We start from the raw sequence: 18,416 nt of genomic DNA, 5'->3' as shown, positions 1-18,416 counted from the left end.
AAGACCAGCAACGACCGGCGTCCGTAGACCTCCCATGCCGACGTTGTGGGAAACATGAAAGAAACGTCATCGGAAAGGCTCCCACCCACCCAATGCGCTCAGCCTTTTCTTCTGGCCGTGCGGTGCGTTCTTCATGTCTCGGAATGTGGACGATGGGATAGCAAAAGATCTTCGCGATGAAAAGAGCAAAGACTGCTTCTGAAACGTTTTAAATCCCGCAATACTTTGAGAAATTTACAAAGTTTGAGCAAAAGACCAGGCCTCGGGCGATTGCCCGAGGCCTGATGAAGAAACTTTCAGAAGCAGAAATTTATTTTGCCTGATGCAGGATATCGACGCCCGGCAGCGGCTTGCCTTCCATCCATTCGAGGAAGGCGCCGCCGGCCGTCGAGATATAGGTGAAGTCGTCGGCGACGCCGGCATGGTTCAGCGCCGAGACCGTATCGCCGCCGCCGGCGACGGAAACCAGCTTTCCGGCGCGCGTTTCATCGGCGGCGAATTTCGCCACCGCCACCGTCGCCGTGTCGAAGGGCGCGATCTCGAACGCACCGAGCGGACCGTTCCAGACCAGCGTCTCCGCCTTCGCCACCCAGTCGTTGACCGCGGCGATCGAGGCCGGCCCGACATCGAGCACGATGGCGTCGGAGGGAATGGCGGCGATGTCGACGACCGTATTTTCCGCATTCGCCTTGAATTCACGCGCGACGACGCCGTCGACCGGCAGGACGATGGCGCAACCGGCCTCCTTCGCCGCCGCCTGGATGGCGCGGGCGGTCTCGGCCAGATCATGCTCGCAGAGCGACTTGCCGACATCGACGCCGTTGGCGGCGAGGAAGGTGTTGGCCATGCCGCCGCCGATGACCAGGGCGTCGACCTTCTTCACGAGGTTCTGCAGAAGGTCGATCTTGGTCGAGACCTTGGCGCCGCCGACGATGGCGACGACCGGGCGCTTCGGATTGCCAAGGCCCTTTTCGAGCGCCTCGAGTTCCGCCTGCATCGTGCGCCCCGCATAGGCGGGCAGATGGTGGGCGAGGCCTTCCGTCGAGGCATGCGCCCGGTGCGCGGCGGAAAAGGCGTCGTTGACGTAGATGTCGCCGTTCTCCGCGAGTGCCGCGGTGAATTCGGGCGTGTTCTTCTCCTCCCCCTTGTGGAAGCGGGTGTTCTCGAGGAGCAGGATGTCACCATTCCCGAGCGCGGCGATGGCGGCGGCCGCGGCCTCGCCGATGCAGTCGGCCGCGACATGCACGCGGCTGCCGAGGATGTCCTCGACGGCGGGCGCGATCAGGCCGAGCGACATGTCGGCGACCTTCTCCCCCTTCGGCCGGCCGAAATGGGCGAGCAGGATCACCTTGGCGCCCTTTTCCGACAGTTCGCGGATGGTCGGCGCGACGCGTTCGATGCGGGTCGTGTCCGTCACCTTGCCGTCCTTCACCGGCACGTTGAGGTCGACGCGCACCAGCACGCGCTTGCCGGCGATGTCGGTGAGGTCGTCGAGGGTCTTGAACGTCATCGTTGGGTCTCCGGTCAGAGTCTCGAAAAGAGCGTGGGATAATCGGTCACCAGCCCGTCGGCATCGACCGGCAGGTCGGCGGAAAAGCTGCCGTCCGCGACCTCGAAGCGATAGAGCCGGCCGTCCTGAAGCGCGGTGTAGCGCTGGCCATGGCAATGGGGCTGGAGCGTGTCGAGCGGGATATAGAGCATGGCGAGGTCCGCCCGGCCCGAAGCGGCTGCGAGGTTGAGGCGGCGGATCGGCAGGGTGTTGGTAAAGGGCGTGGCCGAGAGATCGATGTCGAGGCAGCCGTCGAAGGCGGGCAGGTCCTCGCCCCGCGTCGTCCACCAGCGGCCTTCGCCATCGGTGAAGAGATCGAGCACGAGGCCGTCGGTGCGCTCGACCGTGACCGCGCGCACCTGCCAGCGCTCGTCGCAGTCGATGCGGTAGCGGCAGGAAAAGCCGCGGCCCTCTCCCGCACCGATCACGACGGCTTCGGCGCGCAGACCCGCGCCGAAGCCGAATTCGAACGGCCTGATCGTCAGATGCTCGAGCCCCTGCCCGTCATGCGCGCGCCAGCGCGCCTCGGTCGGGCGAAGCGGCCGGAACATCGCCCGGTCAGATCAGCTTGGCGAACGCCACGGCCGTGTCGTTCATGCGGTTGGAGAAGCCCCACTCATTGTCGTACCAGGTGAGGATCCGCACGAAGGTCCCTTCGAGCACCTTGGTCTGGTCGATCGCGAAGATCGAGGAATGGGTGTCGTGGTTGAAGTCCTTCGACACCAGCGGCTCTTCGGTGTAGCCGAGGATGCCCTTCAGCGCGCCGTCGGACGCAGCCTTGATCGCGTCGTTGATCTCGGCGGCCGTGGTGGCGCGCTTGGCGACGAACTTGAAGTCGACGACCGAGACGTTCGGGGTCGGCACGCGGATCGAGGTGCCGTCCAGCTTGCCCTTGAGGTGCGGCAGCACGAGGCCGACGGCCTTGGCGGCGCCAGTCGAGGTCGGGATCATCGACAGGGCTGCCGCGCGGGCGCGGTAGAGGTCCTTGTGCATCTGGTCGAGCGACGGCTGGTCGTTGGTGTAGGAATGGATCGTCGTCATGAAGCCGTGGTCGATGCCGACGGCGTCGTCGAGGGTCTTGACGACCGGAACCAGGCAGTTGGTCGTGCACGAGGCGTTGGAGATGACCAGGTGGTCCTTCGTCAGCTTGTCGTGATTGACGCCGTAGACGACGGTCAGGTCGGCGCCGTCGGCCGGGGCCGAAACGATGACGCGCTTGGCGCCGGCCGTCAGGTGGGCTGCGGCCTTGTCGCGCGAGGTGAAGATGCCGGTGCATTCATAAGCGATGTCGACGCCGAGTTCGGCATGCGGCAGGGTCGCCGGGTCCTTGATCGCCGTCACCTTGATCGGCTTGCCGCCGTTGACGACGATCGTGTCGCCCTCGACGGTCACCTTGGCCGGGAAGCGGCCGTGGATCGAGTCGTAGCGCAGCAGGTGGGCATTGGTCTCGACGGGCCCGAGATCGTTGATGGCGACCACCTCGACGTCGGTGCGGCCGGATTCGACGATGGCGCGCAGCACGTTGCGGCCGATGCGGCCGAAGCCATTGATGGCAACTTTCACAGTCATGTCAGGTCTCTCCCTGTATCTTGAAAGGGGACGAAGCGGCGGGGCCGGCGGTTCACGCCCGGCCCCGCCTTGAACATCAGGTGAGCTTGGCCTCGGCGGCCTCGACGACGGCCTCCGGCGTGATGCCGAAATGCTTGTAGAGCTCCTTGTACGGACCGGAGGCGCCAAAGCCCTTCATGCCGATGAAGGTGCCGTCGGCGCCGATGAACTGGTCCCAGCCCTGGCGGATGGCGGCCTCGACGGCGATCTTGACCGGCGCGTCGCCGATGACCGAGGCCTTGTAGCCGTCGGCCTGCTCCTCGAACAATTCGACGCAGGGAACGGAGACGACGCGGGTGGCGATGCCCTTGCCGTTCAGCGTCTCGGCCGCCTTGACGGCGATCTCGATCTCGGAGCCCGAGGCGAAGATCGACACCTTCGCATCGGCCGCGGGCACCAGCTCATAGGCACCGCGGGCGCAGAGATTGTCCTCTTCGTAGACGGTGCGGACCGGCATCAGGTTCTGACGGGTGAGCGCGATCGCCGAAGGGCGGTTGTGGCTTTCGAGCGCGAGCTGCCAGACCTCCGCCGTTTCCGTCGCATCCGCCGGGCGGAAGACGAGGAGGTTCGGGATGGCGCGCAGCGCCGCCATGTGCTCGACCGGCTGGTGGGTCGGGCCATCCTCGCCAAGGCCGATGGAATCGTGGGTGAGCACGTGGATGACGCGAATGCCCATCAGCGCCGCGAGCCGGATCGACGGACGGCAATAGTCCGAGAAGATCAGGAAGCCGCCCGAATACGGAATCAGGCCGCCATGCAGCGCGATGCCGTTCATCGCCGCCGCCATGCCGTGCTCGCGCACGCCGTAATGGATGTAGCGGCCGGAGAAATCGGTCGGCGTGATCGACTTGGTCTGGCTGGTCTTGGTGTTGTTCGAGCCGGTGAGGTCGGCCGAGCCGCCGACGGTTTCCGGAACGACGCCGTTGATCACTTCCAGCGCGTCTTCCGACGCCTTGCGGGTCGCCGGGTTCGGCTTGGTTTCGGCGAGCTTCTTCTTGTAGTCGCTGATCGCGGGCCCGAGCGCTTCCGGCAGGTCTCCGGCGAAGCGGCGCAGGAACTCGGCCTTCTTGCCGGCATCCGTCGCTTCGAGCGCCTTGTTCCAGTCGGCATGGGCGGCAGACGCCTTGACGGCGCTGTCGCGCCAGCCGTCGAGCACGTCTGCGGGCACGACGAAGGGCTCGGACTCCCAGTTCAGCGCCTTGCGGGTCGCGGCGATCTCGTCCTTGCCGAGCGGCGAGCCGTGCACCTTGTGCGTGCCAGCCTTGTTCGGGGCGCCGAAGCCGATGACGGTCTTGGCGGCGATCATGGTCGGCTTGTCGGACTTCTGCGCTTCCTCGATGGCAGCGGCGATCGCGTCCGGATCATGGCCGTCGATGGCGATCGTGTGCCAGTTGGCGGCGCGGAAGCGGGCATGCTGGTCGGTGGAATCGGCGATCGAGATCGGACCGTCGATGGAGATGTTGTTGTCGTCCCAGAAGACGATCAGCTTGTCGAGCTTCAGGTGGCCGGCGAGCGTGATCGCCTCCTGGCTGATGCCCTCCATCAGGCAGCCGTCGCCGGCGATCACATAGGTATAGTGATCGATCAGCCCGGCGCCGAACTCCTCGGAAAGCTTGCGCTCGGCGATCGCCATGCCGACGGCGGTGGCAATCCCCTGGCCGAGCGGGCCGGTCGTCGTCTCGATGCCGCTCGCATGGCCGTATTCCGGATGGCCGGCGGTGCGCGACCCGAGCTGGCGGAAATTGGCGACCTCCTCGATCGTCATGTCCTCATAGCCCGTGAGATAGAGGAGCGAATAGAGGAGCATCGAGCCGTGGCCGGCCGACAGCACGAAGCGGTCGCGGTTCGGCCAGAGGGGGGCCTTCGGATCGAACTTCAGGTAGCGGGTGAAGAGCACGGTGGCGATGTCGGCCGCGCCCATGGGCAGGCCGGGATGGCCCGAATTTGCTTTCTCGACAGCGTCCATGGAGAGGAAACGGATCGCATTTGCCATCCGGTTGTGGGTTTCACGAGAAGTCATGACTGTTCCGTTGCGTTGGATTGTCAGGGAACGGTCTCTATCCTCCAAAGACCGTGTGAGAAGCGGGTGACACATAGCAGGTGCGCGGACCAAGTCAATAAAAACGCCGGGTTCCGGCCCGTGCGCGACAGGTTTTCACGCCGCTGCGACACCCCCTCCCGATCGATGTGAAACGGTGGAAAAGCGCGTCAGCGACCCCCGTGTGGAAGGGCGCGGTCCGCTTCGGCGATTGACGCCGGGCACCGGTCTTTCCTACGTTAGGGGCAGTGAAGTGTGCGCAGGCGGCGGACGATTCGCGGAGAGCCCTCCAGCGATGATGCGCCGCGCGTCAAGCGTGCGGAACGGGACCATGGCGGCAGGACAGAAGGTGGCGGCGGCGATCGAGGAATTGCGCGCGGCCGTGCGCGGGCTCGATGGCGCGATCGATGCGCGCTTCGCGCGCGAACGCGACCAGGGCGAGATCGAGGGCGAGGTACGGCGGGTCAACACCGACCGGTCACGCCTCGCGCAGGAACTCGACCAGTCGCAGTTTCGCGCCAACCGGCTCGAAGAGGTCAACCGCGAGGTCTCGCGCCGGCTGGTGACGGCGATGGAAACGATCCGCGCCGTGCTCGACCGCTGACGCCGACAGGTCGGACGTCGACAGGGGACAAAGGAAAAGCGTCATGGCGCAGATAACGGTGATGATCGACGGCAAGGCCTATCGCATGGCCTGCGAGGAGGGCCAGGAAGACCACCTGACCGAGCTTGCCGCGCGTTTCGACCGCTATGTCGGCCATCTGAAGTCGCAGTTCGGCGAGATCGGCGACCTGCGGCTCACGGTCATGGCCGGGATCATGGTGACCGACGAGCTTTCGGAGGTGAACCGGCGGCTGAAGGCGCTCGAGGCCGACGTCGCGGCACTGCGGCAGACCCGCGACAGCTTCGCCGCCGAGCAGGAACGCAGCGAGGCGACGATCGCCGCGGCGCTGGGCGAGGTCGCCGCGGACCTCAACGGCATCACCGCCAAGCTGAACGGCCGGACAGTCGCGCGGCACTGACGCCGCGCACCCGCCTCAACGCATGGCGAGCCTTTCGGCAGGACGGGTGGCGAACACCGCGCTCGCATCGCTGACGATCGCCACATGGGCATGCGCCGCGCGCGCCGCCGCCGCCGCATCGGCCCGCAACACGGCCCGCACGATCTCCTCGTGCTCGTCGAAGGATTTCGTCAGACGTCCGGGAATGCGGAACTGGGCGCGGCGGAACGGGGCGAGGCGCGATCGCGTCTGCATCGCGAGATCGGTGATGTGGTCGCTGTGGGCGCCCCGATAGAGACGGGTGTGGAAATCGGTATTGTGCGCTTCGTACTCGTCCTCGGCGTTGCGATGGACGAGGCGGGCGGAGGCGCGATGCTCGGCCTCGAGCAGGCGGCGCTCCTCCGCCGTCATCCGCTGCGCCGACAACCGGGCGCAGATGCCTTCGAGCTCCGCCATCGCCTCGAACATCGAGGCGAGATGGTCCGGCGTTACCGTCGACACGACCGCGCTGCGGTTCGGCTCCCGCGCGACCAGGCCCATGGCGCAGAGCTGGCCGAGCGCCTCGCGCACCGGCGTGCGCGACACCTCGAAGCGGCCCGCAAGCGAGATTTCGTCGAGCTTCTCGCCGGGACGCATCACGCCGGTAACGATCATGTCGGCGATCGCCCGGACCATCTGCTCGACGGTGGTTCCCGAGCGGACGACGACACGCTTGCGCGGGCGCCGGACGGACGCCGATTCTCGATCATGACTCATATTGTATACACATGCACGGCGCGGGAGACCTTGTCAATTCCCGCAACAATATATTGAAATCTATCAATATTTATTCTCGCAGGGACGGGACTTCCCGTGGGAGGCACCGCAAGTGCGGAGCCTGGTCGCTACATAAGACAGAATTTTAATCAATGGACAAAATTTCATCATTTAAGAGGAAAAACTGCATGCAGTTTTGACATAGGTCGATCCCTTATATCGGTAAACATATGATTTAACTCGATTTAAAAATTGGCATGCAGGTTGCATACAGTTCACTGCGATCCTTTGAACCGCCTTGAACAGGGAGCCTGCCGATGACCCGCCTTTCCCTTACCCGCCGCACATTCCTGCGCACCTCCTCCGCCGCCGGCCTTACGCTCGGCCTCGGGCCGTCGCTCCTCGCCGGCCGCGCCGTCGCGCAGGAAGCCCTGACCGTCGGCTTCATCTATGTCGGCCCCAAGGACGACTACGGCTACAACCAGGCCCATGCCGAGGGCGCGGCCGCCATCAAGGCGCTGCCGGGTGTGACCGTCGTCGAGGAGGAAAACGTTCCCGAAACCGTCGACGTGCAGAAGACGATGGAATCGATGATCAACCTCGACGGCGCGACGCTCGTCTTCCCGACGTCCTTCGGCTATTTCGACCCGCATATGCTGGCGATGGCGGCGAAGTATCCCGACGTGCAGTTCCGCCACTGCGGGGGCCTGTGGCAGGAGGGCAAGAACCCGATGAACACGGGCTCCTATTTCGGCTATATCGGCCAGGGCCAGTACCTGAACGGCATCACCGCCGGCTACGCCTCGAAGAGCAAGAAGATCGGCTTCGTCGCCGCCAAGCCGATCCCGCAGGTGCTGCAGAACATCAATTCCTTCCTGCTCGGCGCCCGCTCGGTCGATCCGGCGATCACCTGCCAGGTGATCTTCACCGGTGAATGGTCGCTGGCGGTCAAGGAGGCGGAAGCCACCAACGCGCTGATCGACCAGGGCGTCGACGTCGTCACCTGCCATGTCGACAGCCCGAAGGTCGTGGTCGAGACCGCCGCCGGCCGCGGCGCCTTCGTCTGTGGCTACCATGCCAACCAGAGCCCGCTCGCGCCGGAAAAATACCTGACCGGCGCCGAATGGGCCTGGGGCAACGTCTACACCGATTTCATCAAGAAGGCCCAGGCCGGCGAGCCGCTCGGCAATTTCGTCCGCGGCGGCTTGAAGGACGGCTTCGTCAAGATGAGCCCGCTCGGTCCGGCCGTGTCGGAGGAGGCCCGGAAGAAATTCGACGCAACGCTCGCCGAGATGACGGGCGGCGGCTTCTCCGTCTTCAAGGGTCCGATCAAGGACAACAAGGGCGCGGACGTCGTTGCCACCGGCACGGCCTATGCCGAGGACGCGATCGAGCTCGAAAGCATGGGTTACCTCGTCGAGGGCGTGATCGGCTCGACGTCGTGATTGACGGTTGAAGCGAGGAGATCGCCATGACGATCGAGGTGAACAGTCCCGCCCTGCCGCCCCTCATCCGGACCTCCGGAAGCCGGGCCTTCCTGGAATGGCTCGCCCGAAGGGGCGAACCTTTCGCGATTGCCGTCGGCGCGATGGTCGCCGGCCTGGCGATCTTCTCCGTCTTCATCCTGCTGAACGGCAAGTCGCCGGTCCAGCTGTTCACGCTGATGTATACCGGCGCCTTCGGCTCCTGGTTCTCCTGGCAGAACAGCCTCAGCCGCGCGGCCCCTCTCCTCCTGACGGCGCTCTGCGTCGCGCTGCCGGCACGGCTCGGCCTCGTCATCATCGGCGGCGAGGGTGCCGTCGTGCTCGGCGGGCTGGCCGGGGCGGCGATCGCCCTGCCGCTGACGGCGACCTTTCCGCCGGTGATCGTCCTGCCGCTGATGGGCATCGCCGGCATGATCGCCGGCGGCGTCTGGATCGGCCTCGTCGGCGTGCTTCGCCACTATCGCGGCGTCAACGAGACGATCGCCTCCCTCCTGATGGCCTATATCGCCATCGCGCTGATGAACCAGATCATCGAGGGGCCGCTGCGCGATCCGGCCTCGCTCAACAAGCCCTCGACCACGCCGCTGCCGGCCGAGTTCATGCTCGGCAACATCCCCGGCATGGATGTCCACTGGGGCCTCGTCATCGGCGTCGTCGCCTGCCTCGTCTCCTACATCCTGATCGAGGCGACGAGCTTCGGCTTCGCCGCCCGTATCGCCGGCGGCAACGTCCGCGCGGCGCAGATCCAGGGCCTGCCCGTCGGCCGGCTGATCGTCGGCTTCACCGCGATCGCCGGCGCCTTCGCCGGCCTTGCCGGCATGGTCGAGGTCGCGGCGGTGCAGGGCAGCGCCAACGCCTCGATCGCCGCCGGCTACGGCTATACCGGCATCCTCGTCGCCTTCCTCGCGCGCCACAATCCGCTGGCGATCATCCCGGTCGCGATCCTTCTCGGCGGCATCGACGCCTCGGGCGGCCTGATCCAGCGGCGCATGGGCCTGCCCGACGCCACCGTGCTGGTGCTGCAGGGCACGCTCTTCATTGTCATCCTGTTCTGCGAGACCTTCTACGGCCGCTTCAGGATCTTCAATCCCGACCTCTGGAAAAGGAGCGCATGATGGAAGACTCAGGCATCGGCCTCTGGGGCGTGCCGCTCGCGATCTTCGCCGGCGCCATCCGCGTCTCCACGCCCTTCATCTTCGTCTCGCTCGGCGAGGCGATCACCGAACGCTCCGGCCGCATCAATCTCGGGCTCGAAGGCACGCTGGTCTTCGGCGCGATGACGGCCTACGCCGTCGCGGTGATGACCCAGTCGCCCTGGCTCGGCGTTCTCGCCGCCATGGGAACCGGCGTGCTCTTCGGCCTGCTGCACGGCTTCATCTGCAAGTTTCCGAAGGTCAACGACATCGCCATCGGCATCGCCATGATGCAGTTCGGCCTCGGCATCGCCTTCTTTCTCGGCAAGCCCTTCATCCAGCCCTCGGCGCCGCGTCTGCCGTCGATCCCTTTCGGCGGCTGGGCGGAAAGCCCGCAGGTGCAGGCGGCGCTGAACATCAACGTGCTGTTCATCCTCGGCGGCCTGCTCGCCGTCTTCCTCTGGTGGGCCTTCCGCAACACCCGCCTCGGCCTGATCCTGCGTGTCGTCGGCGACAGTTCGGATGCGGCGCGCGCCATGGGGCTCAACCCCGACACCGTCCGGCTGATCGCCACTGGCGTCGGCGGCGCGCTCGCCGCCGTCGGCGGCGCCTATCTCTCGCTCTATTATCCCGGCTCCTGGAACGAGGGCATCTCGTCTGGCCAGGGCCTGATGGCCGTGGCGCTCGTCATCTTCGCCCGCTGGAACCCGATCGGCTGCTTCTTCGCCGCCCTTCTCTTCGGCGGCGCCGGCGCGCTCGGGCCCGCGCTGCAATCGATCGGCGTGACGCAAGGCTACTACCTCTTCTACGCCGCCCCTTACGTGCTGACGCTCGCCATCCTGATCGCCACCTCCTCGCCGACGCGCGCGCTCGCCGGCGCGCCGGGTGCGCTGTCGATCACCAAATGATTCCCGCTTTTCCGAATGACCGCTGATCTCAGGAGTTTCGACATGGATGCGATGGCAGAGGTGACAGGCGACTACATCAAGGCCGATCCCTACGACTGGCCTTGGAACGGCAAGCTCAGGCCCGACAACACCGCGCTGATCATCATCGACATGCAGACCGATTTCTGCGGCAAGGGCGGCTATGTCGACCATATGGGCTATGACCTGGCACTGGTGCAGGCGCCGATCGAACCGATCAAAAAGGTGCTCGCGGCGATGCGGGCCAAGGGCTACCACATCATCCACACCCGCGAGGGCCACAGGCCGGACCTTGCCGACCTGCCGGCCAACAAGCGCTGGCGCTCGCAGCGCATCGGCGCCGGCATCGGCGACGCCGGCCCCTGCGGCCGCATCCTCACGCGCGGCGAACCGGGCTGGGACATCATCGAGGAACTCTACCCCCTTCCCGGGGAAGTGATCATCGACAAGCCCGGCAAGGGTTCGTTCTGCGCCACCGACCTCGAACTGATCCTCAACCAGAAGCGCATCGAGAACATCGTCTTGACCGGCATCACCACCGATGTCTGCGTCTCGACCACGATGCGCGAGGCCAACGACCGCGGCTTCGAATGCCTGATGCTGGAGGATTGCTGCGGCGCCACGGACTACGGCAACCACCTCGCCGCGATCAAGATGGTCAAGATGCAGGGCGGCGTCTTCGGCTCCGTCTCCAATTCCACCGCTTTCGTGAGGGACCTGCCATGAAGGTCGGCGACGCGCTTCCGGAAAAATCCACCCCCGCCGTCAGCATCGAGACGGTGGACATGACCATGCGCTTCGGTGCCTTCACCGCGCTCGACCACGTCTCGATCAAGGTGCCGGCCGGCTCCTTCCACGCGCTGCTCGGCGAGAACGGCGCGGGAAAATCGACGCTGGTCAAATGCATCATGGGCTTCTACCACCAGACCTCCGGCCAGCTGATGGTCGACGGCCGCGAGGTGGCGATCGCCTCGCCGCGCGACGCCGCCGGGTTCGGGCTCGGCATGGTCTACCAGCATTTCACCCTCGTCCCGTCGCTGACCGGGGCGGAAAACCTGGTGATCAGCCGGACGAGCGTGCCGGCGGTGATCAACTGGGCAAAGGAGCGCAAGACGCTCGCCGCCTTCATGGAGCGCATGCCGTTTCGCATCCCGCTCGACCGGCCGGTGAGCGAGCTTGCCGCCGGAGAGAAGCAGAAGCTTGAAATCGTCAAGCAGCTCTATCTCGGCCGCACCTTCCTCGTCCTCGACGAGCCGACCTCGGTGCTGACGCCGCAGGAGGCGGACGAGATGCTCGGCCTCGTGCGCGGCATGACCGAACGGGGTGAGCTGACCGTGCTGATGATCAGCCACAAGTTCCACGAGGTGACGAAATTCGCCGACGCCGTCACCGTTCTGAGGCGCGGCAGGATGACCGGCACCGGCAGGGTCTCCGACCTCTCGACCAAGGCGATGGCGGCGATGATGATCGGCGACGTCAAGCTCGCCGAGCTCGACGAACGCATGCCGACGCCGGCCGACGCGAAACCGGTGCTGACCATGTCGGACATCCGTGCGCCGGACCGCTCCGGCCTGAAGGAGATCGCCATCGACAGTCTCACGGTCAAATCCGGCGAGATCGTCGGCATCGCCGGCATTTCCGGCAACGGCCAGAAGGAACTCGCCGAGGTGCTTGCCGGCCAGCGGCCGACCGACGCCGGCATGGTGAGCGTCAAGGGCGAGAGATACGGCGCGACGCGCGGCGAGACCCGGGCAAACAATGTCCGCTTCATCCCGGAGGAGCCCTTGAACAATGCCTGCGCCCCGCGCATGACGGTGACGGAGAACCTCGCCTTCCGCACCTTCGACGTCGACAAGGCGGGCAAGGACGCGATCTGGCTCGACATGAAGGCGATGAAGGCGCGGGCAGGCAGGCTGATCTCGGATTTCAAGGTGAAGACGGCTTCGCCCGCCTCGCCGATCGCGGCGCTTTCCGGGGGCAATGTCCAGCGCGCGGTGCTGGCGCGGGAACTGACCGGGGATGTCGACCTGCTGGTCGTCGCCAATCCCTGCTTCGGCCTCGATTTCTCCGCCGTCGCCGAGATCCGCGCCCGGATCATGAAGGCGCGCAATGCCGGCACGGCCGTGCTGCTGATCTCGGAGGACCTCGACGAACTGCTCGAACTCTCCGACCGCATCCTCGTCATGTCCGAGGGAAGGCTCGTCTACGAGACCCCGGCGCGCGGTGCCGACATGGCCGCGATCGGCGCCCATATGGCAGGACATCACTGATGCGCGACATACCCGCCTCCCCCTTCGCCTTCCCCCTCACGACAGAGGCGGTCGCGCTGATCGTCATCGACATGCAGCGCGATTTCGCCGAACCCGGCGGTTTTGGCGCCAGCCTCGGCAATGATGTCAGCCGGATCACGAAAATCGTGCCGGACGTCGCAAGGCTGATCGAAGGCTTCCGCCTCGCCGGCCTGCCCGTGATCCACACGATGGAATGCCATAGGCCGGATCTCTCCGACCTGCCGCCGGCCAAGCGCGACCGCGGCAATCCGACATTGCGCATCGGCGACCAGGGGCCGATGGGGCGCATCCTGATCGCCGGAGAACCCGGCACGGCCATCCTGCCGGAACTGGCGCCGCTCGAAGGCGAGGTCGTCATCGAAAAACCCGGCAAGGGTGCCTTCTATGCGACGCCGCTCGGCGAGATTTTGAAAGAAAAGGCGATCCGGCAGCTCGTCTTCGCCGGCGTGACGACGGAGGTCTGCGTGCAGACGACGATGCGCGAGGCGAACGACCGGGGCTACGAATGCCTGCTCGCCGACGAGGCGACGGAAAGCTACTTTCCGGAGTTCAAGGCGGCCGCCATCGCGATGATCACCGCGCAAGGGGGGATCGTCGGCTGGGTCGCCCGTGTCGACGACATACTGGAAGGACTGGCGCATGGCTGAGACGACCCGCGCCGCGCTGACCGCCGGCGGCTGGAAGGACCTCGCCTTCGAGCCCTTCCGCCCCGGCGTCACCCTCCACTGGATCACCCGCTTTGCGGGCGACCAGCCGGGCGTGGCGCTGCTGAAATACGAGCCCGGCGCCGCCGTTCCGCGGCACCGGCATGAGGGGCTGGAGACGATCCTCGTGCTCGACGGCACGCAGTCGGACGAGACGGGGGACTATCCGGCCGGCAGCCTGGTGGTGAACGCCACCGGCACGGAACATTCGGTCTGGAGCACGGACGGCTGCGTCGTCCTCATCCAGTGGGACCGCCCGGTCCTGATCCTCGAGGAGACAGCATCATGACGGACGGACAGGCCTTCGACATCGCATCGCTGCACGCAGCCTATGCTGCAGGCTTCACGCCGGCGGAGATGATCGACACGGTGCTTTCGCGCATCGACGCGGTCGACGATCCCGGCATCTTCCTGCATCTGCCGACGCGCGACGAACTCCTGGCCGAGGCGGAAAAGCTCGGTCCCTTCGATCCGCACACCTTCCCGCTCTGGGGCATTCCCTTCGCCGTCAAGGACAATATCGACGTCGCCGGCATGCCGACCACCGCCGCCTGCCCGGACTATGCCTACAGGCCGGCGGCCGACGCGACCGTCGTGCGTCTTTTGAAGAACGCCGGTGCCATTGTCATCGGCAAGACCAATCTCGACCAGTTCGCCACCGGCCTCGTCGGCGTGCGCACCCCCTATCCGGTGCCGCGCAACGCCATAGACCCTTCGCTCGTGCCCGGCGGGTCGAGCTCCGGCTCGGCGGTGGCGACCGCACACGGCATCGTCTCCTTCGCGCTCGGCACCGATACCGCCGGTTCGGGCCGCATTCCGGCGGGGCTCAACAACATCGTCGGGCTGAAGCCGAGCGTCGGCGCGCTGTCGACCACCGGCGTGGTACCGGCCTGCCGCACGCTCGACTGCGTGTCGATCTTCGCGCTCACCGTCGACGATGCCTTCTCAGTCTTCTCCGTCGCGGCGAAGCCGGATGCCCTGGACCCCTACTCCCGGACGCTGCCGCCCCCCACGCCGGCAGCCCCCGTGCTGACGGTCGGAGTACCGCAAAAGGCCGACCGCCAGTTCTTCGGCGACGCCGCGATGGAGGCCGCCTATGAAACGGCGCTGGCCCTTGTCTCCGGGCTCGGGCACCGGATCGTCGAAGTCCCGTTCGCCGATTTCTACAAGACCGCGAACCTGCTCTACGAAGGCGCCTGGGTCGCGGAACGCTATGTCGCGGTCAAGGATTTCTTCGACGCGAAGATCGACAGCTTCCACCCCGTCACGCGAAAGATCTACGGCGCGGCAAGCGAACTGACGGCGGCCGACGCTTTCGAGGGGCTCTACGCCCTGCAGGCGCTGAAGAAGGCGGTCGCGCCGGTGATCGCCTCGGTCGATCTCTTCTGCCTGCCGACGGCGCCGCGCCATTTCACGAGGGCCGAGCTGGAGGCGGAACCGATCCGGGAAAACTCCCGGCTCGGCACCTATACCAACTTCGTCAACCTGCTCGATCTCTGCGGCATCGCGGTGCCGACGGGAACGCGCGGCGATGGCCTGCCGGCAAGCGTCACGCTGCTCGCGCCCTTCGGCCGGGACGGGCTGACGGCCGCGCTTGCGCGCGACATCCATGCCGCAAGCGGCCTGCCGCTCGGCGCCACCGGCTGGACGCAGGCCCCGGCACGCCCGCCGGCGATCGTTGAGGAGGACGTCCTGATCGAGCTCGTCGTCGTCGGCGCCCATCTCTCGGGCATGCCGCTGAACGGCCAGCTTCGAGATCTCGAAGCCCGCTTCTCGCGCGCGGTGACGACGACGCCCGATTATCGTCTCTACGCCCTTGCCGGCCAGGTTCCGGCAAAGCCGGGCCTGATCCGCGCGGCGCAGGGGAGCGGCGCCGCCATCGCGGTCGAGGTCTGGCGGCTGACGCCTTCCGCCTTCGGCCGCTTCGTCGCCGCCATCCCCGCCCCGCTCGGCATCGGCACGATCGCCCTTGCCGACGGTAGCACGGCCAAGGGCTTTCTCTGCGAACCGGCCGGGCTTGAGGGCGCGACCGACATCTCCGCCCATGGCGGCTGGCGCGCCTTCGTCGAAAGCCAGCAGGCCGCCTGATCAGCCGGTCTGCAGCACCTCGGGCAGCTCCCCGCGCGACAGGCGCACGCAGGAAAGGATGCCGGTCATGAAGGCGCCGGTATCGACATTGATCCGCGACGGCTGCAGGTCGACGCCCCGCACTGGCGTGTGCCCGTGCACGACCAGAAGCCCGGGATCGGGCGGGGGATCGCCGCGGCGCGGCCGCGTCCAGAGCAGCACGGCATCGCGCTGGCGCGCAAGCGGCACGCCGGCCTCGACGCCGGCATGGACGAAGCAGAGGCCGGGGAACGAGAGGAGCGACGGAAGGTCTTCCAGAAAGGCGAGATGGGCGGCCGGCAGCATGCCCGCCGGCAGGCAGGCCCTGCCGTCGGCGCCCCGCGACAGCGCGACGTCATAGGAAGCGAGCGTCTCGATCCCGCCGAATTCGAGCCACGCATGATCGAAGGATGGGCTCTCCAGAAAGTCGAGCATGGTCTGCTCGTGGTTTCCGGCAAGGCAGATGCGCTGGAAGCCGGGCGGCGGCGGCGCCAAGAGATGGTCGATCACCGCCGCCGAGGCTGGCCCGCGATCGACATAATCGCCGAGCATGACGATCAGCGCCTCGCCCGCGCGGCCGCGCCGGTCGGCGGCGATCCGCGCCTCGAGCGCAAGGAGCAGGGCGAGATGGCCATGCACGTCGCCGATCGCATAGACATGCTCGGGAGCATGGTCGAGAAAGAGCTTTCGGCGCCCGCCCGGCGCCTCGTCGTCGATCGGCATCGGCCTCTCCCGTGTCAGACGTCGTCCGCAGCTTCGAACGGCAGGGTGCGGCCTTTGTGCGCCCTTGCCCGCCGCATCGCAAGCGGGGCCGCGGAAAATTGCCGGCGCCGCATTCCCCGGCCCCGGCTCCCCGTGATATGGCCGCCGGAACGACAGCAGGGACCGCGCGCATGACGACGACGATCTACGGGATCCGGAACTGCGACACGATGAAGAAGGCGCGGGCCTGGCTCGACGCCCGGGAGGTTCCGCACGCCTTCCACGACTACAAGGCCTCCGGCATCGACCGGGAAACGCTGTCGCGCTTCGTCGCAGCACTCGGCTGGGAGGCGGTGCTGAACCGGGCCGGGACGACGTTCCGCGCGCTGCCCGAGGAGGCGAAGCGCGGCCTTAACGCGGAAAAGGCGATCGCGCTGATGCTCGCCCAGCCCTCGATGATCAAGCGCCCGGTGCTCGACATCGACGGCCGCCTGACCGCCGGCTTCAGGCCGGAGCACTATGCCAAGCTGTTTGCGGTTTGACCCCATGTCGAAGACCACGCCCGCGACCCAGTTCCTCACCCGTGCCGACGTCACCTTCACGCTGGCGCGCTACGACTACGACCCTTCGGTCGACCGGATCGGCATGGCGGCGGCCGAGGCGATCGGAGAACCGGCCTCGCGCGTGCTGAAGACGCTGATGGCGGAGGCGGACGGCAAGCCGGTCTGCGTCGTCCTCCCCTCGGACTGCGAGGTCAGCATGAAGAAGCTCGCCACCGCCGTCGGGGCGAAATCGGCGACGATGATGAAGCCGGCCGAGGCCGAGCGGCTGACCGGCTACCATGTCGGCGGCATCAGCCCCTTCGGCCAGAAGAAGAAGGTTTTGACGGTGATCGAGGCCAGGGCCTTCGAGGAGCCCTATGTCGTCGTCAATGGCGGCCAGCGCGGCCTGCAGATCCGCCTGTCGCCGGCCGACGCCCGCGCGGCGCTGCAGGCGATCGCGGCACCGGTCGTCGCCGTGTAACGCGCGCCGCGCGGGCGTTGAACCGGGCGGCCGCCTGTCGTAACCCTGTCTCTCCGCCGCGCTTCACGGCCATTTCAGGGAGAGGAAGACCCATGACCACGCATCGTTTCGAGCCGACCCGCTATTCCAACGTCATCGGCTCGCTGGCGCCGGCCCTGACGGTCGCGAGCGGCGACACGGTGGTGACGCGGACGCTGGATGCCGCCGGCTTCGACAGCGACGACGTCCGGCAGGCCTCCGGCCCCAATCCGATGAACGGCCCGGTCTTCGTCGAGGGGGCCGAGCCCGGCGACGCGCTGAAGGTGGAGATCCTCGCCATGACGCCGACGCGCGACACGGGCTGGACCTACAGCGTGCTCGCCGCCAACGTCGTCGACCCGGGCGCCGTGCGCGGCCTGCCGCCAAGCGAGAAGACGATCTGGGCGATCGATCGGGACGCCTCGACGGTTCGGCTCGCAGAACCGGTCAAGGGGCTTGAGGATTTCGTCCTGCCGCTCGCACCGATGATCGGCTGCTTCGGCGTCGCCCCCGCGCTCGGGCAGGCGATCTCGACGGCGACCAGCGGCGAGTTCGGCGGCAACATGGACTACCGCCTGTTCGGCCCCGGCGCCACCGTGTGGTTCCCGGTCTCGGCGCCCGGCGCCCTCTTCTTCCTCGGCGACGGCCATGCGGTGCAAGGGGACGGCGAGATCGTCGGAACCGGGGTGGAGACCACCTTCGAGATCACCGTCCGGCTCACCGTGGAAAAGGCCGCGCGCCTGACATGGCCGCGCGCCGAAACCGCGACGGACATCATCACCATCGGCAATGCCCGCCCGCTCGACCAAGCGCTGCAGCATGCCACGACCGACATGCTCGCCTGGCTGACGGCCGATTTCGGCCTCGACGCGCGCGCGGCGAGCCATCTTCTCGGCCAGGTCGTCCGCTACGACATCGGCAACGTCTTCGACCCGGCCTACACGATCGCCTGCCGCGTCGCGAAGTCCTGGCTGACGCGACGCCAGAGTGCCTGAGCGACAATCGGGATCCGTTTGCCCGGAAGAGGCAAACGACAACAAAAAATGCAAGGTGAGTCTGCCTGGTTCAAATGAACCT

At 66.7% G+C, this 18,416-nt stretch carries 19 protein-coding genes; 13 read left to right on the top strand and 6 right to left on the bottom strand.

Going from position 1 to position 18,416, the window contains the following annotated elements; translation table 11 throughout:
* Positions 1-310: 310 nt before the first annotated feature.
* The 4 genes from ACEVQ6_RS20230 to tkt all read right to left on the bottom strand — a co-directional run bounded on the left by ACEVQ6_RS20230 (position 311) and on the right by tkt (position 5,177).
* Complete coding sequence (locus ACEVQ6_RS20230) at positions 311-1,510, bottom strand: phosphoglycerate kinase (RefSeq protein WP_374890855.1); 1,200 nt, start codon at positions 1,508-1,510, stop codon at positions 311-313.
* 14 nt (positions 1,511-1,524) lie between these two features.
* On the bottom strand, positions 1,525-2,100 hold the full coding sequence (locus ACEVQ6_RS20225; RefSeq protein WP_374890854.1) for a putative glycolipid-binding domain-containing protein: 576 nt from the start codon (positions 2,098-2,100) through the stop codon (positions 1,525-1,527).
* Positions 2,101-2,107: 7 nt separating this feature from the next.
* Positions 2,108-3,118: a type I glyceraldehyde-3-phosphate dehydrogenase gene (gap, locus tag ACEVQ6_RS20220; RefSeq protein ID WP_374890853.1), complete on the bottom strand. Its 1,011-nt coding sequence runs from the start codon at positions 3,116-3,118 to the stop codon at positions 2,108-2,110.
* A 76-nt stretch (positions 3,119-3,194) separates the two neighbouring features.
* Positions 3,195-5,177, bottom strand: a complete 1,983-nt coding sequence (tkt, locus tag ACEVQ6_RS20215) for a transketolase (protein WP_374890852.1) — start codon at positions 5,175-5,177, stop codon at positions 3,195-3,197.
* A gap of 349 nt (positions 5,178-5,526) precedes the next feature.
* Between tkt and ACEVQ6_RS20210 the strand changes: the two genes are divergently transcribed.
* Both ACEVQ6_RS20210 and ACEVQ6_RS20205 read left to right on the top strand, forming a co-directional pair.
* Entirely contained in the window at positions 5,527-5,799 is a 273-nt protein-coding gene (locus tag ACEVQ6_RS20210; RefSeq protein WP_374890851.1) for a DUF4164 domain-containing protein, read from the top strand.
* 43 nt (positions 5,800-5,842) lie between these two features.
* Positions 5,843-6,217, top strand: a complete 375-nt coding sequence (locus ACEVQ6_RS20205; RefSeq protein ID WP_374890850.1) for a cell division protein ZapA — start codon at positions 5,843-5,845, stop codon at positions 6,215-6,217.
* Positions 6,218-6,232: 15 nt separating this feature from the next.
* Here ACEVQ6_RS20205 and ACEVQ6_RS20200 read toward each other — a convergent pair whose 3' ends face one another.
* Complete coding sequence (locus tag ACEVQ6_RS20200; RefSeq protein WP_374890849.1) at positions 6,233-6,952, bottom strand: GntR family transcriptional regulator; 720 nt, start codon at positions 6,950-6,952, stop codon at positions 6,233-6,235.
* A 317-nt stretch (positions 6,953-7,269) separates the two neighbouring features.
* Between ACEVQ6_RS20200 and ACEVQ6_RS20195 the strand changes: the two genes are divergently transcribed.
* From ACEVQ6_RS20195 to atzF, 8 genes are read left to right on the top strand one after another with little or no spacing between them, the layout of a single operon-like run.
* Entirely contained in the window at positions 7,270-8,397 is a 1,128-nt protein-coding gene (locus ACEVQ6_RS20195) for a BMP family ABC transporter substrate-binding protein (protein WP_374890848.1), read from the top strand.
* A 26-nt stretch (positions 8,398-8,423) separates the two neighbouring features.
* Positions 8,424-9,551, top strand: coding sequence for an ABC transporter permease (locus tag ACEVQ6_RS20190; protein WP_374890847.1), 1,128 nt, complete (start codon positions 8,424-8,426; stop codon positions 9,549-9,551).
* Positions 9,551-10,477, top strand: a complete 927-nt coding sequence (locus ACEVQ6_RS20185) for an ABC transporter permease (RefSeq protein ID WP_374890889.1) — start codon at positions 9,551-9,553, stop codon at positions 10,475-10,477. The genes ACEVQ6_RS20190 and ACEVQ6_RS20185 overlap by 1 nt, the downstream gene beginning before the upstream one ends.
* Positions 10,478-10,519: 42 nt before the next feature.
* Positions 10,520-11,221, top strand: coding sequence for a biuret amidohydrolase (gene biuH / locus ACEVQ6_RS20180; RefSeq protein ID WP_374890846.1), 702 nt, complete (start codon positions 10,520-10,522; stop codon positions 11,219-11,221).
* Entirely contained in the window at positions 11,218-12,765 is a 1,548-nt protein-coding gene (locus tag ACEVQ6_RS20175; protein WP_374890845.1) for an ABC transporter ATP-binding protein, read from the top strand. Before biuH ends, ACEVQ6_RS20175 begins: the two co-directional genes overlap by 4 nt.
* The gene (locus tag ACEVQ6_RS20170; RefSeq protein ID WP_374890844.1) at positions 12,765-13,433 is read left to right on the top strand and encodes a cysteine hydrolase family protein; all 669 of its coding nucleotides are present in this window, start codon (positions 12,765-12,767) and stop codon (positions 13,431-13,433) included. Before ACEVQ6_RS20175 ends, ACEVQ6_RS20170 begins: the two co-directional genes overlap by 1 nt.
* Complete coding sequence (locus ACEVQ6_RS20165; RefSeq protein WP_374890843.1) at positions 13,426-13,779, top strand: cupin domain-containing protein; 354 nt, start codon at positions 13,426-13,428, stop codon at positions 13,777-13,779. The genes ACEVQ6_RS20170 and ACEVQ6_RS20165 overlap by 8 nt, the downstream gene beginning before the upstream one ends.
* On the top strand, positions 13,776-15,578 hold the full coding sequence (gene atzF / locus ACEVQ6_RS20160; protein WP_374890842.1) for an allophanate hydrolase: 1,803 nt from the start codon (positions 13,776-13,778) through the stop codon (positions 15,576-15,578). The genes ACEVQ6_RS20165 and atzF overlap by 4 nt, the downstream gene beginning before the upstream one ends.
* Here the strand turns inward: atzF and ACEVQ6_RS20155 are convergent, their stop codons facing one another.
* Positions 15,579-16,319 (bottom strand): metallophosphoesterase, encoded by a 741-nt coding sequence (locus tag ACEVQ6_RS20155; RefSeq protein WP_374890841.1) that lies wholly within the window; start codon positions 16,317-16,319, stop codon positions 15,579-15,581.
* Positions 16,320-16,489: 170 nt separating this feature from the next.
* On the opposite strand from ACEVQ6_RS20155, the gene ACEVQ6_RS20150 reads away from it, so the two are divergent.
* The 3 genes from ACEVQ6_RS20150 (at position 16,490) to ACEVQ6_RS20140 (ending at position 18,334) form a co-directional block, all read left to right on the top strand.
* Complete coding sequence (locus ACEVQ6_RS20150) at positions 16,490-16,840, top strand: ArsC family reductase (RefSeq protein ID WP_374890840.1); 351 nt, start codon at positions 16,490-16,492, stop codon at positions 16,838-16,840.
* A gap of 4 nt (positions 16,841-16,844) precedes the next feature.
* Entirely contained in the window at positions 16,845-17,321 is a 477-nt protein-coding gene (gene ybaK, locus ACEVQ6_RS20145) for a Cys-tRNA(Pro) deacylase (RefSeq protein WP_374890839.1), read from the top strand.
* A 92-nt stretch (positions 17,322-17,413) separates the two neighbouring features.
* Positions 17,414-18,334, top strand: a complete 921-nt coding sequence (locus tag ACEVQ6_RS20140; RefSeq protein WP_374890838.1) for an acetamidase/formamidase family protein — start codon at positions 17,414-17,416, stop codon at positions 18,332-18,334.
* Positions 18,335-18,416: the final 82 nt, after the last annotated feature.

The sequence above is a fragment of the Ensifer soli genome (assembly GCF_041928815.1).
Classification (GTDB): Bacteria; Pseudomonadota; Alphaproteobacteria; order Rhizobiales; family Rhizobiaceae; genus JBHFEI01.
Note: the sequence above shows the minus strand (reverse complement) of the source record. Positions and strands in the feature narration are given on the sequence as shown.